Annotated in this window: 13 protein-coding genes; 9 read left to right on the top strand and 4 right to left on the bottom strand. The window is 69.4% G+C overall.

Annotated elements, in window-relative coordinates:
- Positions 1 to 7: 7 nt before the first annotated feature.
- Entirely contained in the window at positions 8 to 415 is a 408-nt protein-coding gene (locus tag OWM54_RS29410) for a hypothetical protein (protein WP_267699654.1), read from the bottom strand.
- 84 nt (positions 416 to 499) lie between these two features.
- On the opposite strand from OWM54_RS29410, the gene OWM54_RS29405 reads away from it, so the two are divergent.
- Positions 500 to 1,099 (top strand): histidine phosphatase family protein, encoded by a 600-nt coding sequence (locus tag OWM54_RS29405; RefSeq protein ID WP_223748387.1) that lies wholly within the window; start codon positions 500 to 502, stop codon positions 1,097 to 1,099.
- Between the two features lie 3 nt (positions 1,100 to 1,102).
- On the opposite strand, the gene OWM54_RS29400 is transcribed toward OWM54_RS29405, so the two are convergent.
- The 3 genes from OWM54_RS29400 to OWM54_RS29390 all read right to left on the bottom strand — a co-directional run bounded on the left by OWM54_RS29400 (position 1,103) and on the right by OWM54_RS29390 (position 3,792).
- The gene (locus OWM54_RS29400; protein ID WP_267699653.1) at positions 1,103 to 1,579 is read right to left on the bottom strand and encodes a hypothetical protein; all 477 of its coding nucleotides are present in this window, start codon (positions 1,577 to 1,579) and stop codon (positions 1,103 to 1,105) included.
- Between the two features lie 159 nt (positions 1,580 to 1,738).
- Entirely contained in the window at positions 1,739 to 2,302 is a 564-nt protein-coding gene (locus OWM54_RS29395; protein WP_223781606.1) for an anthranilate synthase component II, read from the bottom strand.
- Positions 2,299 to 3,792, bottom strand: a complete 1,494-nt coding sequence (locus OWM54_RS29390; RefSeq protein ID WP_267701175.1) for an anthranilate synthase component I family protein — start codon at positions 3,790 to 3,792, stop codon at positions 2,299 to 2,301. The genes OWM54_RS29395 and OWM54_RS29390 overlap by 4 nt, the downstream gene beginning before the upstream one ends.
- Positions 3,793 to 4,052: 260 nt before the next feature.
- On the opposite strand from OWM54_RS29390, the gene OWM54_RS29385 reads away from it, so the two are divergent.
- From OWM54_RS29385 to nrfD, 8 genes are all read left to right on the top strand, one after another.
- Positions 4,053 to 5,117 carry a ligase-associated DNA damage response exonuclease gene (locus OWM54_RS29385; RefSeq protein ID WP_046715911.1) on the top strand — a complete coding sequence of 355 codons (1,065 nt, stop codon included), beginning with the start codon at positions 4,053 to 4,055 and terminating at the stop codon, positions 5,115 to 5,117.
- Positions 5,118 to 5,120: 3 nt separating this feature from the next.
- Positions 5,121 to 6,716, top strand: a complete 1,596-nt coding sequence (locus OWM54_RS29380; RefSeq protein ID WP_267699651.1) for an ATP-dependent DNA ligase — start codon at positions 5,121 to 5,123, stop codon at positions 6,714 to 6,716.
- Positions 6,717 to 6,846: 130 nt separating this feature from the next.
- Entirely contained in the window at positions 6,847 to 9,270 is a 2,424-nt protein-coding gene (locus OWM54_RS29375) for a ligase-associated DNA damage response DEXH box helicase (protein WP_420715387.1), read from the top strand.
- Positions 9,240 to 9,893 carry a ligase-associated DNA damage response endonuclease PdeM gene (gene pdeM / locus OWM54_RS29370; protein WP_267699649.1) on the top strand — a complete coding sequence of 218 codons (654 nt, stop codon included), beginning with the start codon at positions 9,240 to 9,242 and terminating at the stop codon, positions 9,891 to 9,893. The genes OWM54_RS29375 and pdeM overlap by 31 nt, the downstream gene beginning before the upstream one ends.
- A 1-nt stretch (position 9,894) precedes the next feature.
- Positions 9,895 to 10,272 carry an HNH endonuclease gene (locus OWM54_RS29365; protein ID WP_223781601.1) on the top strand — a complete coding sequence of 126 codons (378 nt, stop codon included), beginning with the start codon at positions 9,895 to 9,897 and terminating at the stop codon, positions 10,270 to 10,272.
- A gap of 459 nt (positions 10,273 to 10,731) precedes the next feature.
- Positions 10,732 to 11,394: a cytochrome c3 family protein gene (locus tag OWM54_RS29360; protein ID WP_141329433.1), complete on the top strand. Its 663-nt coding sequence runs from the start codon at positions 10,732 to 10,734 to the stop codon at positions 11,392 to 11,394.
- The gene (locus OWM54_RS29355; protein WP_267701174.1) at positions 11,391 to 14,546 is read left to right on the top strand and encodes a TAT-variant-translocated molybdopterin oxidoreductase; all 3,156 of its coding nucleotides are present in this window, start codon (positions 11,391 to 11,393) and stop codon (positions 14,544 to 14,546) included. The genes OWM54_RS29360 and OWM54_RS29355 overlap by 4 nt, the downstream gene beginning before the upstream one ends.
- Before the next feature lie 3 nt (positions 14,547 to 14,549).
- The gene (nrfD, locus tag OWM54_RS29350; RefSeq protein WP_223748381.1) at positions 14,550 to 15,953 is read left to right on the top strand and encodes an NrfD/PsrC family molybdoenzyme membrane anchor subunit; all 1,404 of its coding nucleotides are present in this window, start codon (positions 14,550 to 14,552) and stop codon (positions 15,951 to 15,953) included.
- Positions 15,954 to 15,957 lie beyond the last annotated feature (4 nt).

The raw sequence follows: 15,957 nt of genomic DNA, 5'->3' as shown, positions 1-15,957 counted from the left end.
ACCGCGCTCACGGCGTGGCGGAGCGCGTCTTCTCCCAGATGGGCCGGTAATCGTACGTCGGGTAGAACTCCGTGCGGAACGCGCCCCACGCGCCCTTCTCGAACGCGAGGTTCACCTCGCGCAGCTTCTCCGGAGGCAGGCGCACCGTGACGACCTGCCCCACGCCCATCATCACGTACCAGGACACCACCTCCACACCCGCGGGCGGGAAGCTCTTGCGAAAGCCCGTGCGGTCCAGGTGCGCGTTGATCTCCTCCAGCGTCTTGCCCTGGTCGTGCTTCATGAAGATGGTCAGCAGCATCGTGCCGTCACTCTTCGCCGCGGCGGACTGCGCGTGTCCGGGCAGGGCCAGCGTCAGCGCCAAAAACGACGCGAGGACGAACGACACATGGGGAATCGAACGAAGGGAGTGCATGGCCGCGAGGCTACTGTCCGATCGCCACCGCGTGTTTCATGAAACGCGCGCCCTGCCCTCTCCGGGTGGCACAATCCGGCCCCTATGAAAACGCGCGGTCCCCAGGTGGTGCTCGTTCGTCACGGAGAGACGGCATGGAGCCGGGGTGGGCAGCACACGGGACGCACCGATGTCCCGCTGCTCGAGGCCGGCCGGACGATGGCGGCGAAGCTCGGCGAGCCCCTGCGCGCGTGGGACTTCGCCCAGGTTTGGACCAGCCCCTTGAGTCGCGCGTTCGAGACCTGCGCGCTCGCGGGCTACGGCGAAGGAGCCGTGCGCCGCGATGACTTGATGGAGTGGGACTACGGCGACCACGAGGGCCGCACCGGCGCGGAGATTCGCGTGGAGCATCCCGGCTGGACGGTGTGGAAGGACGGCGTCCCCAACGGCGAGACGGCACAGCAGGTGGGCGCTCGCGCGGACCGCGTCATCTCCGACCTGCGTCAACAGACCGGCGACATCCTCATCTTCTCCCACGGCCACTTCCTGCGAGTGCTCGCGGCGCGGTGGCTGGGGCTCGCGCCCTCCGAGGGGCGCCTGTTCCTCTTGAGCACCGGCTCCATCAGCGTGCTCGGCGCGGACGGGCCGGATGCCGCCCAGCCGGCGCTCGCCGGCTGGAACGACACCACCCATCTCAAGCCATGAGGCTCAGCAGCCGCAGCTCAACACCCCGCCGCTGGTCTGCTCGTAGTCGGTGCACGACGCACCCGCCGGATTGAAGCAGACGCGGTAGCGCTCCTGCATACCGATGAGCGCCGGGTTGGGCTCGCGATAGAGGATGCCGCAACACGGGGGCAGCAGCTCCTGGCCATCCTTGGACACGGTCGCCTCGGGAGCCACGCCGTTCGGACAGCCCCAGGGGTCCTCCTCGCAGACCCAGGTCGAGCCGCAGGTGCTGGCGTTGGCGCCGCAGTAGCTGCCACCCACCGCGTACCAGGGGGACCAGTTCGCGCAGGAGTCGTAGCCCGGGCACTGGCCCAGCGACGAGTCCACCGTGGTCAGCTCCGCCTCGTCCATCGGGACGCCCGCGCCGGCCTCGGCGGACGGCTCCCCACCACACGCGCCCAGCACCAGCGCGCCGAACATCGCGACCAGACCGCGAGACATCGCACTTCGCACGTTCATCGTGGGCTCCTCCCGGCGCCGACTCCTGGATGGAGCCTCGGTCGCCGGAAGGGCCCACGCTATGCGTGTGGTTTTTCCGTCAAGAACGTCGGAATTGTCGGGCGCCAGACAGTGTCGCCAGCCCGACAATCCCCTCGTACCCCAGGGCGATGTCCCCTCTCAGAAACGCCCCTCCAGGAAGTTGCGGACCAGGGTGGGGCCCTCGGGAGTGAGCACGCTCTCGGGGTGGAACTGGAAGCCCACGACGGGCCGCTCGCGGTGGCGCAGCGCCATGATGAGCCCGTCCTGACTCCACGCCGTGGCCTCCAGTGACGCGGGCAACGAGGACGCCTCCACCACCAGCGAGTGGTAGCGCGCGGCCTGGAAGCCCTGGCTCGCGCCGGTGAACACGCCCGAGCCCTCATGCCGGATGCGCGCGGACTTGCCATGCACGGGCTCGGGCGCGCGGATGACGTTGCCGCCGAAGGCCGCGCCGATGGACTGGTGCCCCAGACACACGCCGAGCACCGGCACCTTCGATTGCGCGATGGCGGCCACGCTGACCCCGGCCTCGTGCGGCGTGCAGGGCCCCGGGGAAATCACCAGGTGCGACGCGCCCTCGGCGGCGATGGCCTCCACGGTGAGCGCGTCGTTGCGCACCACCTTCACCTCGGCGCCCAGCGTGTAGAGGAGCTGGACGAGGTTGAAGGTGAACGAGTCGTAGTTGTCGATGACGAGAATCATCGCCCACCTCCCTCGCGGGCCAGCCGGAGCGCGGCGGCCATGGCGCCGGCCTTGGCCTCCGTCTCATCGGCTTCCTTCGACGGCACCGAGTCCGCGACCAGCCCCGCGCCCGCGGTCCAGAACGTCTTGTCACCGTCGACGAAGAAGGTGCGCAGCGCGATGGCCACGTCCAGCGTGCCGCAGAAGGACAGGTAGCCCACCGCGCCCGAGTACGGCCCGCGTCGCTGCACCTCCAGCTCGTCGATGATCTGCATCGCGCGAATCTTCGGAGCCCCGGACACGGTGCCCGCGGGGAACGTGCTGGCCAGCGCGTCGAGCGCGTCGAACTTCGAGTCCATCTTGCCGCGCACCTGCGAGACGATGTGCATCACGTGGCTGTAGCGCTCGATGACCATCAGGTCCTCGACGCGCACCGAGCCGGGCGCCGCCACGCGGCCGACATCGTTGCGGCCCAGGTCCACCAGCATGATGTGCTCGGCGCGCTCCTTCTCGTCCGCGAGCAGCTCCTTCTCCAGCGCCAGGTCCTCCGCCTCGGAGGCCCCGCGTCGACGCGTCCCCGCGATGGGCCGCACCACCACATCCCCATCTCGCACCTGCACCAGCAGCTCCGGGGAGGCGCCCACCAGCGCGCGCGCCTCGCCCATCTCCACCAGGAACAGGTACGGCGAGGGATTCACCCGTCGCAGCGCGCGGTAGAGCGACAGCGGCGGAGGCGCGCCGCGAGCCTCGAAGCGCCGGGCGAGCACCACCTGGAAGATGTCACCCGCGCGGATGTACTCCTTGGAGCGCTCCACCGCGGCCTCGTAACCGGCGCGGTCCCAACAGGCGATGGGCGCCGAGTCCCCCTTCATGCGAGGCGACGGCACGTAGGCCTCCGGAGGCAGCGGCTTGAGCAGCTTCTCCGCCATGGCCTGCGCGCGCTCCTCCGCGTCCTTCAGCGCGTGGGCCACGCTGCCATGGAGCGACGGCCGGGCAATCGCGGTGACCTTGAGCGTCCCGGTGCGCGAGTCGTGGGTGACGAAGTCCTCGCAGATGAGCCACTCGGAGTCCGGGAACGAGGTGTCGCGCGGGTGCCGGTCCGGGACGGTGGGCTCCATCCACGAGATGCAGTTGTAGCCCATGTACCCCACGAGCCCGCCCAGGAACGGGGCCTCGCCCGGCAGTCGCGCCACGGCGAGCTCTCGCCACAACGTGCGCAGGACGTCCAGCGGCTTGCCCTCGCGGCGCTCCTCGCGCGAGCCACGCCACAACGTGGCCCCCCGCGCGTCCAGCCGCACACGCCCCGCGGCGTGGGTGCCCACGTGGCTGTAGCGCCCGAAGCGCTCGCCGCCGTAGCACGACTCGAGGATGAAGCCGCGCGAGCCTCCGCCCAGCTTCAGATACGCCGACAGCGGCGTGTCGAGGTCCGCCGGCAACTCCACCGACACCGGCACCGACTCGCCCTGCTCCGCGCGTTGGCGATACGCCGCCTTCCGCTCCTGTGCATCCATCGTCATGACCTTTCCCCCGCGACCAGTATCACCCGTCCCGGACAGCGACGGGGAGCCGCGCCCGCGCCTCACTCCTCGCGAGCAGAAACCACGGTTCGCGACGGCCCCACCGGTGTAGCGCGGAGCCCCGCCCCGGGCGAGGGACATCGCGCCCTTTCACGACGACGGGATGTTTCCGTGCGCGGCAAGCCGGCTCGGGCGATGGGGCGCCTGGCGAGCATGCCGGCGAGCGACCCAGGTGAGAGGCACGCGCACCCTGGGTGGTCACCCCTGGAAGCCCTCGTTATTTCAGAAGGACTGTGGACGCCTCCGTCTCCTTCAATCCTCGAAGGCCGCTCGTCACGGTGACGCCCCAGGGGCTCTTCTGTGAGCCCGGGGGCTTCCACATCGACCCCTGGCAGCCGGTGGAGCGGGCCCTCATCACCCACGCCCATGGCGACCACGCGCGCTCCGGCCATCAGCGCTACCTGGGCGCCCGAGCAGGCGAGTCCCTGCTGCGGCGCCGCGTGGGGGCCACTTCCGCCATCGACACCCTGGACTATGGCGAGCCGCTGAAGATTGGCGACGTCACCGTCAGCTTTCATCCCGCGGGGCACGTATTGGGCAGCGCGCAGCTCCGCCTGGAGCACCGGGGCGAGGTATGGGTCGTCTCGGGCGACTACAAGCGCGCGGCGGACCCGACGTGCGCGCCGTTCGAGGTGGTGCGCTGCCACACGTTCATCACCGAGGCGACGTTCGGCCTGCCCATCTTCCGCTGGGACGACGCGCGGCTGGTGGCGGAGGACATCCTGCGGTGGTGGGACGCCAACCGCGCGGTGGGGCGCTCGGTGGTGTTGTTCTGCTACGCGCTGGGCAAGGCGCAGCGAATCCTCGCGGAGCTGGCGCGACTGACCGACCGCCCCGCCTTCATCCACGGGGCGATGCACGGCCTCGTGGATGCGTACCGGGAAGCGGGGGTGAAGATGATTCCCACGCAGCTCGTGTCGGAGGTGGAGAAGGGCACGTCCTTCGCGGGGGCGCTGGTGCTGGCGCCACCGAGCGCGGGCGGATCCACGTGGATGCGCCGCTTCGGGGAGATGGAGACGGGCTTCGCTTCGGGGTGGATGCGGGTGCGCGGCAACCGGCGCAGGCGCGGCTTCGACCGGGGTTTCGTGTTGTCGGACCACGCGGACTGGCCGGACCTGCTGCGCACGGTGGAAGACACTGGAGCGCAGCGCGTACTGACCACGCACGGCTCCGCGGAACCGTTGGCGCGATACCTCCGAGAGAAGGGTGTGGATGCCTCCCCGCTGGCCACGCCCTTCGAGGGCGAGGCGGAGGACTGACGCGTGCGAAGACTCGCGGACCTGTACGAGCGGCTGGACCAGACCATGTCCACCAACGCGAAGGTGGACGCGCTCACGCGCTACTTCACGGAGGCGCCCCCGGAGGACGCCGCGTGGGCGCTGTACTTCCTCACGGGACAGAAGCTGAAGCGGCTGCTCACCACGAAGCTGCTCGTCGGATGGACGCAGGAGCTGACGGGCATCCCCGACTGGCTCTTCGCGGAGGTGTACGCGTCCGTCGGAGATCTGGCCGAGGTCATCGCGCTGCTCCTGGACAACCTGGAGCGGCCCGCCGAGCCGGAGGAGCTGCCGCTCTCGGTGTGGCTCACCCAGCGACTGTTGCCCTTGCGCGAGTTGGACGTGGTCGAGCAGCGCGAACAGGTCGTGTCCTGGTGGCGATCGATGCCCCGGCGCGAGGTGTTCCTCTTGAACAAGATGCTCACGGTCGAGCTGCGCGTGGGCGTGTCCTCCACGTTGGTGGTGCGCGCGGTGGCGAAGGTCGCGGGGCTGCCCGCGCCAGATGTCGCGCATCGACTGATGGGCACCTGGACGCCGTCGCGCGAGTTCTTCCAGCAGCTCATCTCGCCGGATGTCTCCGACGCGGAGAGCTCCAGGCCGTATCCGTTCTATCTGGCCTCTCCCCTGGAGCAGCCGCCCGACGCGTTGGGTGAACTCTCGGACTGGTTGGTCGAGTGGAAGTGGGACGGCATCCGGGGCCAGCTCATCCACCGCCACGGAGACGTGTACCTGTGGAGCCGGGGCGAGGAGTTGCTCACCGAGCGCTTCCCCGAAATCACCGAGGCCGCGAAGGCCCTGCCGGAAGGCACGGTGCTGGACGGCGAGGTGCTCGCGTACGAGGACGGCAAGCCCCTGCCGTTCGCGCGGCTCCAGCGTCGCATCGGCAGACAGAAGCTGACGGCCAAGGTGCTCGCGGAGGCCCCCGCGGCCTTCATCGTCTACGACCTGCTGGAGCATGAAGGACAGGACATCCGCTCGTTGCCGCTGCAGGAGCGCCGCGGGCGACTCGAGACCTTGCTGAAGACACATCCCCGCTTCCCCATCTCGCCCTCGGTGGAGGCGGAGTCGTGGGAGGCGCTGGCGCACACGCGAAGCGAGGCCCGCGAGCGCAACGTCGAGGGCTTCATGCTCAAGCGAAAGAGCTCCGCATACCTCACGGGCCGCAAGCGGGGCGACTGGTGGAAGTGGAAGATCGACCCGTTCACCGTGGACGCGGTGCTGCTCTACGCGCATCCGGGACACGGGCGACGCTCGTCGCTGTACACGGACTACACCTTCGCGGTGTGGAACGGGACGGACCTGCTGCCGGTGACGAAGGCGTACTCGGGGCTGACGGACGAGGAGATTGGCAAGCTGGACCGGTGGATTCGCTCGCACACGCGGGAGAAGTTCGGACCGGTGCGCTCGGTGGAGCCCGAGCAGGTCTTCGAGCTGCACTTCGAGGGCATCCAGTCTTCACCGCGTCACAAGTCCGGCGTCGCGCTGCGCTTCCCACGCATCGCCCGGTGGCGCACGGACAAGAAGCCCCAGGACGCCGACTCACTGGACTCGCTCAAGGAGCTGCTCCATGCCGGCGCGTAGGTCGCCTTCGCTGAAGGCGCAGCTCCAGGCCCGACGCAAGGCGCTCCGAGGCGAAACCCAGACACCCTCCCCTCCCAAGCGCCGCAAGCGGACGACCCCATGTGAGCGAGTCACCGGAGGCCCGCCGCCGATGGAGCGGCTGCGCGCCTGGTTCTCGTCGAAGGGTTGGACGCCCCATGCGTTCCAGGAGGAGTCCTGGGCCGCGTACGCGAGAGGCGACAGCGGGCTCATCCACGTCCCCACCGGCGCGGGGAAGACCTATGCCGCGTATCTCGGCCCGCTCGCGGACGTGGTGGAGCATGGCGAGACGGGGCTCCAGATTCTCTACGTGACGCCGCTGCGCGCGGTGTCGCGAGACGTGGAGCGGGCGCTCCTCGAACCCTTGAGCGTGCTGGACACGGACCTGGACGTGGAGAGCCGTACCGGTGACACCTCGTCATCCGTGCGTCAGCGTCAGCGCGAGCGGCTCCCCGAGGTGCTCATCACCACCCCGGAGTCCCTCTCCGTGATGCTGTCGAACGAGCGGGCACCGGAGCTGTTCTCCTGCCTGCGCGCCGTCATCGTCGACGAGTGGCACGAGCTGCTCGGCTCCAAGAGGGGAACACAGACAGAGCTTGCCCTGGCGCGGCTTCGTCACTTCGCGCCGAGACTTCGCACCTGGGCCCTATCCGCGACACTGGCCAACCTGGACGAGGCCGCGCGCCATGTCGTCGGCACCGGGAACACCCCCACGCTCATCAGCGCGAACATGGAGCGACCCGTGGAAGTGGAGACGCTCCTCCCGGAGACGGTCGACAGCTTCCCCTGGGCGGGGCACCTGGGCTTCACCATGCTGGCCGGCGTGGCGGCGAGGCTGGACCCGAAGCAGTCCACGCTCATCTTCACCAACACGCGCTCACAAGCGGAGCGCTGGTACGAGGGCCTCCGCTTCGCCCGTCCCGAGTGGGAGCACCTGCTCGCGCTGCACCACGGCTCCATCGACAAGGAGGAGCGCGAGCGCGTGGAGCGCGGCCTCAAGGACGGCACGCTGCGCTTCGTGGTGTGCACCTCCTCCCTGGACCTCGGCGTGGACTTCGGCCCCGTGGAGCGCGTGGTCCAGGTCGGAAGCCCCAAGGGCATCGGCAGGACGCTCCAGCGCGCGGGACGCGGAGCCCATCGCCCCGGCGCCACGTGCAACATCCTCTTCGTGCCCACGCACGCGCTGGAGTTGGTGGAGATGGCCGCGGCCAGGGACGCCCTCGCGCGCAAGGAGGTGGAGCCACGCCTTCCGCCCAGCAAGCCCTTGGACGTGCTCGCGCAGCACCTCGTCACCTGCGCGCTCGGCGGTGGTTTCACCCGCGAGGCGCTGCGAGAGGAAGTCCGGAGCGCCTCCGCCTACGCGAGCCTCACCAACGAGGAGTTCGACTGGACGCTCACGCTGGTGCGCGAGGGAGGCCCCACGCTGAGCGCCTATCCCGAGTTCCGCCGCGTGGAGGAGCACGACGGCCGCTTCGTCGTGAAGGACACGCGCGTCGCGCGGCTGCACCGGCTCAACATCGGCACCATCGCCTCGGACGCCATGGTGGAGCTTCGCTACTGGACCGGGGGCCGCCTGGGCAGCGTGGAGGAGTCCTATGTCAGCCGCCTGCGCCCGGGAGACACCTTCCAGTTCGGCGGCAAGAAGCTCGAGTTCAACCGACTCCAGGGGCTCACCGCCTATGTGCGCCCCGCGAAGGCGAAGGTGACGCGAACGCCGCGCTGGGGCGGGAGCCGACTGCCGCTGTCCACCTGCCTGGCGGCCGCGGTGCGCCACACGCTCGATGCCGCGCGCCACGGCGACGTCACCTCCGATGAGCTGGCCGCCGCGTGGCCCGTGCTGGAGACCCAGGAGAAGCTGTCCCGCATCCCCGCGGCGAACACGGTGCTCGCGGAGCTGTGTCACACGCGAGACGGCCACCACCTCTTCCTCTACCCCTTCGAGGGCCGCCGGGTGCACGAGGGCCTGGCCGCCCTGCTCGCCCTGAGACTGACGCGGCTGCAGAAGGCCACCTTCAGCGTGTCGGTGAACGACTACGGCCTGGAGTTGGTCACCCCCGCGCCCTTCCCCTTCGAGGAGGCGCTGCGCCCCGCGCTCTTCACGCGCGAGCATCTGGAGGAGGACGTGCTGGAGAGCGTCAACGTGGGTGAGCTGACGAAGCGCCAGTTCCGCGACATCGCCCGCGTCGCCGGGTTGGTGCTCCCGGGCCTCCCCGGAGCCCGCAAGTCCACGCGCCAGGTCCAGACGAGCGCCGCCCTCCTCCACGACGTCTTCGCCCGCCATGACCCCGGACACCTGCTGCTGCTCCAGGCCCGACGCGAGGTGCTCGAACAGCAGTTCGAACAGGGCCGCCTGGAGCACGCCCTGGAGCGACTGGAGGCGGGCCCCGTGGAGCAGGTCCATGTCCGCAGGCCCACACCCCTGGCCTTCCCCCTGGTCGTCGAGCGCATCAGCGCCAGCGTCTCCAACGAGTCCCTCCTGGAGCGCGTGGAGCGAATGAAGGAGCGATGGACCCGCGACGATGCCAGGTCCGCGTAGGCGGCACCCCGCTGGAGCTCCTCCCGGAGCGGGCCCTCTTCTGGCCCGAAGCCCGCACGCTCGCCGTGGCCGACCTCCACTGGGGCAAGACGGAGAGCTTCCAGCGCCACGGCATCCCCCTCCCCCTGGGCGTGCTCGACGAGGACCTGGCCCGGCTGTCCTCCGCGCTCAGCTCCACCGACGCGCGCCGGCTGCTCGTCCTGGGCGACCTGGTCCACGCCCGCGAGGGCCTCACCCCCACCCTCGTCCAAAGACTCGCCGCCTGGCGTGAGTCCCACGCCGACGTGACGATGGTCCTCATCCGGGGCAACCATGACCTCAGGGCCGGCCCGCCGCCGGACGCGTGGCGCCTGGACATCCACGAGTCCCACCTGGATGAGGGGCCCTTCCGCTTCGCCCACCACCCCACCCCCGAGACAGGTCGCTACGTGTGGGCGGGGCATTTGCACCCCACGGTGCGGCTGTCGGCTGGCCGGGACAGGCTGCGTCTCCCATGCTTCCACCTGGGCCAGCAGGTGGGAGTCCTCCCGGCCTTCAGCGCCTTCACCGGCGGCTTCGACATGACCCGCCGCCCCGGCGAGCGCGTCTTCGCCCTCGCCGGCCCTTCCGTGGTCGAGGTGTAGGATGAGCACCGCCAAGCGCCGCAGGATCCTGGGCATCATCGCCACGGACCTCACCTTCGAGCGCACCGAACACCGCGGACGCGAGGCCTGGCTGGGCAAGTGCCTGCACTGCAACGCCCACCTGTTGGTGGGCCTGGATGGGGAGCCCATCAGCCGGGCCACCATCGAGCACATCGTCCCGCGGACCGCCGGCGGCACCGACACCCTGGAGAACCTGGCCCTGGCGTGCGCCCGCTGCAACCAGGGCAAGGGCACCCGCCACGACCCCCACTACCACCGCGATGCCCGTGCCCGGGAGCTGGTCGAGAAGCTGCTCGCCCGCCGCCGCGAACGCTGGCGCGCACCGGATGGGGGCGACGAGGACTCCGACCCGGAGTGAGCCAGCCCACGCACCCGCGCGACACGACCTGTCTGTGAGGGCCGACACGCGCATCCGGGGGCGGCTGAAACAGGGGAGTTGATCCGTCTCAGACGGAAACGACTCAACGTCGCTTCCGCCCGCCAGAAGAGAGATTCATCGCTTCCGGACCGCGATTTCCCGCCTCCGCGCGAGGAAATGGTATCCCACGGCCACAACATCAGAATGGTTGACACTGCGGTGTCGATGGTCAATGGTCCCGCGCCGCGCTGGGTTGGACAGGAGGAGGGACCCGCCCGCGGCAACATCCATAGAGGTTTCGTTGGACGTGACTGCTTCGTCTTCCGCGCGCCAGGAGCCGCCCCCCCGCCCCCACGGGGCCGGGATCGTTCCGCCGCTGTTCGCGTCGAGTCACGCGTTCGCCTCTTCCTCCTCCTCGTTCACCGTAGTCGTTGAAGCCCCCTTGCCCATGGTCCTGGTATGAGCGGCCCTCTGTTTCCACGCTGGACGAACACGGTGTCTCGGCTCTCCGCCGCGGCGCTTCTTGCCGTGCCCGCCATCGGCATCGGCGGCCTCATGGCGTACGTACGGTCTCCGTACGTCACGAACCAGCAGATGCCCGTCGAACAGCCGATCGAATTCGACCACCGCCACCACGCGGGTGACGAGAAGATCGACTGTCAGTACTGCCACTGGTCCGTGGACAAGGCGCCCTCCGCGGGCATCCCGTCCACCACCGTGTGCATGTCCTGCCACGCACAGGTCTGGAACAAGAGCCCGTACCTGACCGAGGTGCGCAAGGCCTTCTTCGCGGACATGCCCATCCAGTGGGTGCGCGTCCACAACCTGCCCGACTTCGTCTACTTCAACCACGCCATCCACGTGAACAAGGGCGTCGGTTGCGCCACGTGCCACGGCCGCGTGGACCAGATGGGCGCCATCGAGCAGGCCGCGCCGCTGACCATGGCCTGGTGCCTCGAGTGTCACCGCAACCCCGAGCCGAACCTGCGGCCCGCGGAGTTCATCACGTCGATGACGTGGACCCCGCCCAAGGACAAGGCCGAGGCCGCCGCGCTCGGCAAGAAGCTGAAGGAAGAGTACGACGTCCACTCGCGCGAGAGCTGCTCCACATGCCACCGATGAACACGAAGCGCGACGGCACCCCGTCGCAGGAGTCCTCTTCCTTCGCGCTCCCGGTCGTCTCGGACCGGCCCGCCAAGGCGTCCGACGCCGTGGGTGAGGCGCTGGACCACGCCGCCCAGCACGCGAACGCCTCCGAGCACGGCTACGGCCAGACGTACTGGCGCAGCCTCGAGGAGAAGCTCGGCGCCTCCGAGTACATGGAGGAGACCCGCCCCGAGTTCCCCGCGGGCGCGGACCTGCCCCCCTCCGGCTTCGTCCGCCGCGAGTTCATGCAGCTGCTCGGCGCGTCGCTCGCGCTGGCCGGCGCCACGGCCTGCAGCACCCGTCCCCAGGACGAGAAGCTGCTGCCGTACACGAAGACGCCGCCGGAGGTCACCCCCGGCAACCCGCTGCACTACGCGTCCGCGATGACGCTGTCGGGCCACACCTCCGGCCTGCTCATCACCGCCCGCGAGGGTCGCCCCGTGAAGATCGAGGGCAACCCGGACCACCCCATCAACCAGGGCGCCGCCTGCACCTTCGAGCAGGCGTGGCTGTTGTCCCTGTACGACCCCAGCCGCGCCCGCGTGCTGCGCCAGGGCAAGAGCCCCCGCGCCCTGCGCGTGCTCCAGGAGACGCTGGCCGGGCTGTCGACCAAGGCGGCCAATGGCGGCTCGCGCGTGCGCTTCCTCACGGAGGCCGTGGGCTCCCCGCTGACGGGTGACCTGCGCAACCGCATCCTGAAGAAGCTGCCCAACGCGCGCTTCTTCAGCGCGTCCTCCAACCAGGACACCAGCGCGGAGACGCTGCGCACGCTGTTCGGCGGCCAGCACGTCACCGCGCTGTACGACTTCGCCAACGCGGACGTCGTGCTGTCGCTGGACGCGGACTTCCTGGAGAGCTGCCCGGGCAACCTGCGCCACATCCGCGAGTTCGCCGACCGCCGCGACCCGCGCAAGGGCAAGCTCAACCGCCTCTACATGGCGGAGGCCCGCTTCTCCATCACCGGCGGCATGGCCGACCACCGCAAGCGCCTGAAGTCCCGCGAAATCCTGGGGCTGGCCGCCGCCGTGGCCCAGGCCGTGGGTGGCAGCGCCGCGTCGCTCGCCGGTCCCGCCGCCGCCAAGTCGGAGCTGCGCGGTGACATGGGCAACTGGGTGCAGGCGGTCGCCGCCGACCTGCGCGCCGCCGGTCCGGGCCGCTCGCTCGTCATCGCGGGTGAGCGTCAGCCGGCCGCCGTGCACGCGCTGGCCCACGCCATCAACGACGCGCTCGGCAACGCCAACAAGACCATCCGCTACGTCCAGGCGTCCATCGCGGAGGCCACCGGCCTGTCGCAGGCGCGCGCCCTGGTCGAGGACATCGAGGCGGGCCGCGTCGACACGCTGGTCATCACCGCCTACAACCCGGTCTACACGCTCCCCGCGGACGTGGGCCTGGCCAAGGTGCTCAGCAAGGACCACCCCAACCGCGCCAAGCTGAACGTCATCTACACGGGCCTCTACGAGGACGAGACCAGCGCGCACGCCGACTGGTTCATCCCCGCGGCGCACCCGCTGGAGACGTGGAGCGACGGCCGCTCGGTGGACGGCACCGTCGCCATCGCGCAGCCGCTCATCCAGCCGCTCTTCGCGGGCGTGCCGGAGGCGGAGCTGCTCGCCATGTTCCTGGACGAGCCCTTCCGCCCCGCCTACCAGCTGCTGCGCGACTACTGGCGCGGCCAGTCCGCCAACGCGGCGGACTTCGAGGCGCGCTGGGAGACCTGGGTGTCCCAGGGCTTCATCGAGAACACCGCGTCCGCCGCCGTGGCCACCGCCCCGGACTTCGGCGCCGCGGCCTCGCTGGTCACGGGCTACACGCCCCCGGCCACCGGTGACCTCGAGCTGAACTTCATCACCGACTACAAGGTCTACGACGGCCGCTTCGGCAACAACTCCTGGCTGCAGGAGCTGCCCGAGCCCATCACCAAGATGACCTGGGACAACGCCGCGCTCGTCGGCCCGGACACGGCCAAGAAGCTGAGCCTGTCCCCCGGCGACCTGGCGGAGCTGTCCTACGCCGGCCAGAAGCTCACGGTCCCGGTGTGGGTGGTCCCCGGTCACGAGGACGACACCGTCACGGTGGCGCTGGGCTACGGCCGCGACGGCCTGCACGAGCAGGTCGCCAAGGGCGTGGGCTTCAACGCCAACCTGATTCGCACCAGCAAGAACCCCTGGTTCGACGGCGGCGCCACGCTCACCAAGGTGCGCGGCACCCACAAGTTCAGCCTGACCCAGACGCACTGGCGCATGGAGAACCGCCCCATCGCGCTGGACATGCCGCTGTCCGAGCTGGAGCACCCCTCCGAGGCCACCCAGCACACCCTGCACCGCGTGAAGGGTGAGCTGAAGCTGGGCATCCAGGACAACCTCGAGCCCTTCGAGTACAACGGCTACAAGTGGGCGATGGCCATCGACCTGTCGCGCTGCACGGGCTGCAGCGCCTGTGTCATCGCCTGCCAGGCCGAGAACAACATCCCCGTGGTGGGCAAGGCCCAGGTGGCCGTCAGCCGCGAGATGAACTGGCTGCGCATCGACCGGTACTTCGAGGGTCCGGAGAACGACCCGAAGATGGTCATGCAGCCCGTCGCGTGCGTGCACTGCGAGAAGGCGCCTTGCGAGTACGTGTGCCCGGTGAACGCCACCGTGCACTCGGACGAGGGCCTGAACGACATGGTGTACAACCGCTGCGTCGGCACGCGGTACTGCTCCAACAACTGCCCCTACAAGGTCCGCCGCTTCAACTACCTGCACTACACCGCGGACAAGACGGCCACCGAGAAGATGCTGATGAACCCGGACGTCACGGTGCGCAACCGCGGCGTCATGGAGAAGTGCACGTACTGCGTCCAGCGCATCGAGCGCGTTCGCATCGACGCGCGCGTCAAGAAGGAGCTCATCAAGGAGGCCGACCTCAAGACGGCCTGCCAGCAGACGTGCGCCGCCCAGGCCATCGTCTTCGGCTCCCTCCACGACGAGAAGCAGCTCGTCTCGCAGCTCCATGAGGACGTGCGCGCCTACAAGCTCCTCCACGAGCTGGGCACCCGTCCGCGCACCGCGCACCTCATCCGCGTGCGCAACCCGAATACCGCCCTCGAGCCGGCCAAGGCCGCGCCGCAGGAAGGGAGCCACTAAGCCATGGCCGAGACCGCTGCCCACCACCCGCTCGACCCGCTCGAGCCACGGGACCTCGTCGCGCCGCACCACGACGACAAGTCACTCAACGAGACGCTGCTGGACCATGTCTGGCGCAAGCCGGGCAAGGGCTGGTTCATGCTCTTCGGCCTGTCGCTCAGCGCGCTGGGTCTGCTCGTCATCGGTGTCACCTACACGCTGGCCCGCGGTATCGGCGTGTGGGGCAACAACCAGCCGGTCGGCTGGGCGTTCGACATCATCAACTTCGTCTGGTGGGTCGGTATCGGCCACGCCGGTACGCTCATCTCCGCCATCCTCCTGCTCTTCCAGCAGAAGTGGCGCACGAGCATCAACCGCTTCGCCGAAGCCATGACGCTGTTCGCCGTCATGTGCGCGGGTCTGTTCCCGCTGCTCCACACGGGCCGTCCCTGGTTCGCCTTCTGGCTGTTCCCCTACCCCAGCACCCTGGGCGCGTGGCCGCAGTTCCGCTCGCCGCTGGTGTGGGACGTGTTCGCCATCTCCACGTACCTCACGGTGTCCGCGCTGTTCTGGTTCGTGGGCCTCATCCCGGACCTGGCCGCGCTGCGTGACTCGTCCAAGACGAAGCTGCAGCGGACCATCTACGGCCTGTTCGCGCTCGGCTGGCGCGGCTCCGGTCGTCACTGGCACAACTACAAGATTGCGTACCTGCTCTTGGCCGGCCTCTCCACGCCGCTGGTCGTGTCGGTGCACACCATCGTTTCGTTCGACTTCGCCGTCTCCCTGCTGCCCGGCTGGCACGCGACCATCTTCCCGCCCTACTTCGTGGCCGGCGCCGTGTTCAGTGGCTTCGCGATGGTCATCACGCTCATCGTCCCGGCGCGCAAGTACCTGGGCCTCAGGGACGTGATCACGGACCGGCACCTGGAGAACATGAACAAGGTCATCCTGGCGACGGGCCTGCTCGTCTCCTACGGGTACCTGATGGAGCACTTCATCGCGTGGTACTCGCAGAACCAGTACGAGTTCTGGACGTTCTACGTGAACCGCGCGACGGGCCCCTACGCCGGCGTGTACTGGCTGATGATCGCCTGCAACGTCATCACGCCGAACATCTTCTGGTTCAAGAAGTGCCGGACCAGCATCCCCATCATGTGGGTCGCCTCCATCGCCGTGAACATCGGCATGTGGTGCGAGCGCTTCATCATCATCGTCACGTCGCTGAGCCAGGACTTCCTGCCGTCGTCCTGGGGCATCTACTCGCCGACGTGGGTGGACTGGAGCATCTACGTGGGGACGCTGGGCCTGTTCGGCACCCTGTTCCTGCTGTTCCTGAAGTTCGTGCCCGCGGTGGCCATCAGCGAGGTGAAGGAGCTCCAGCTCGAGCTCAAGCACGCCGCCCACCACAACAGCCACGGAGCGCACTAGAGTC

The organism is Myxococcus sp. MISCRS1 (assembly GCF_026626605.1).
Lineage (GTDB): Bacteria > Myxococcota > Myxococcia > Myxococcales > Myxococcaceae > Myxococcus > Myxococcus fulvus.
This window is presented reverse-complemented; position numbering and strand designations above follow the sequence as displayed.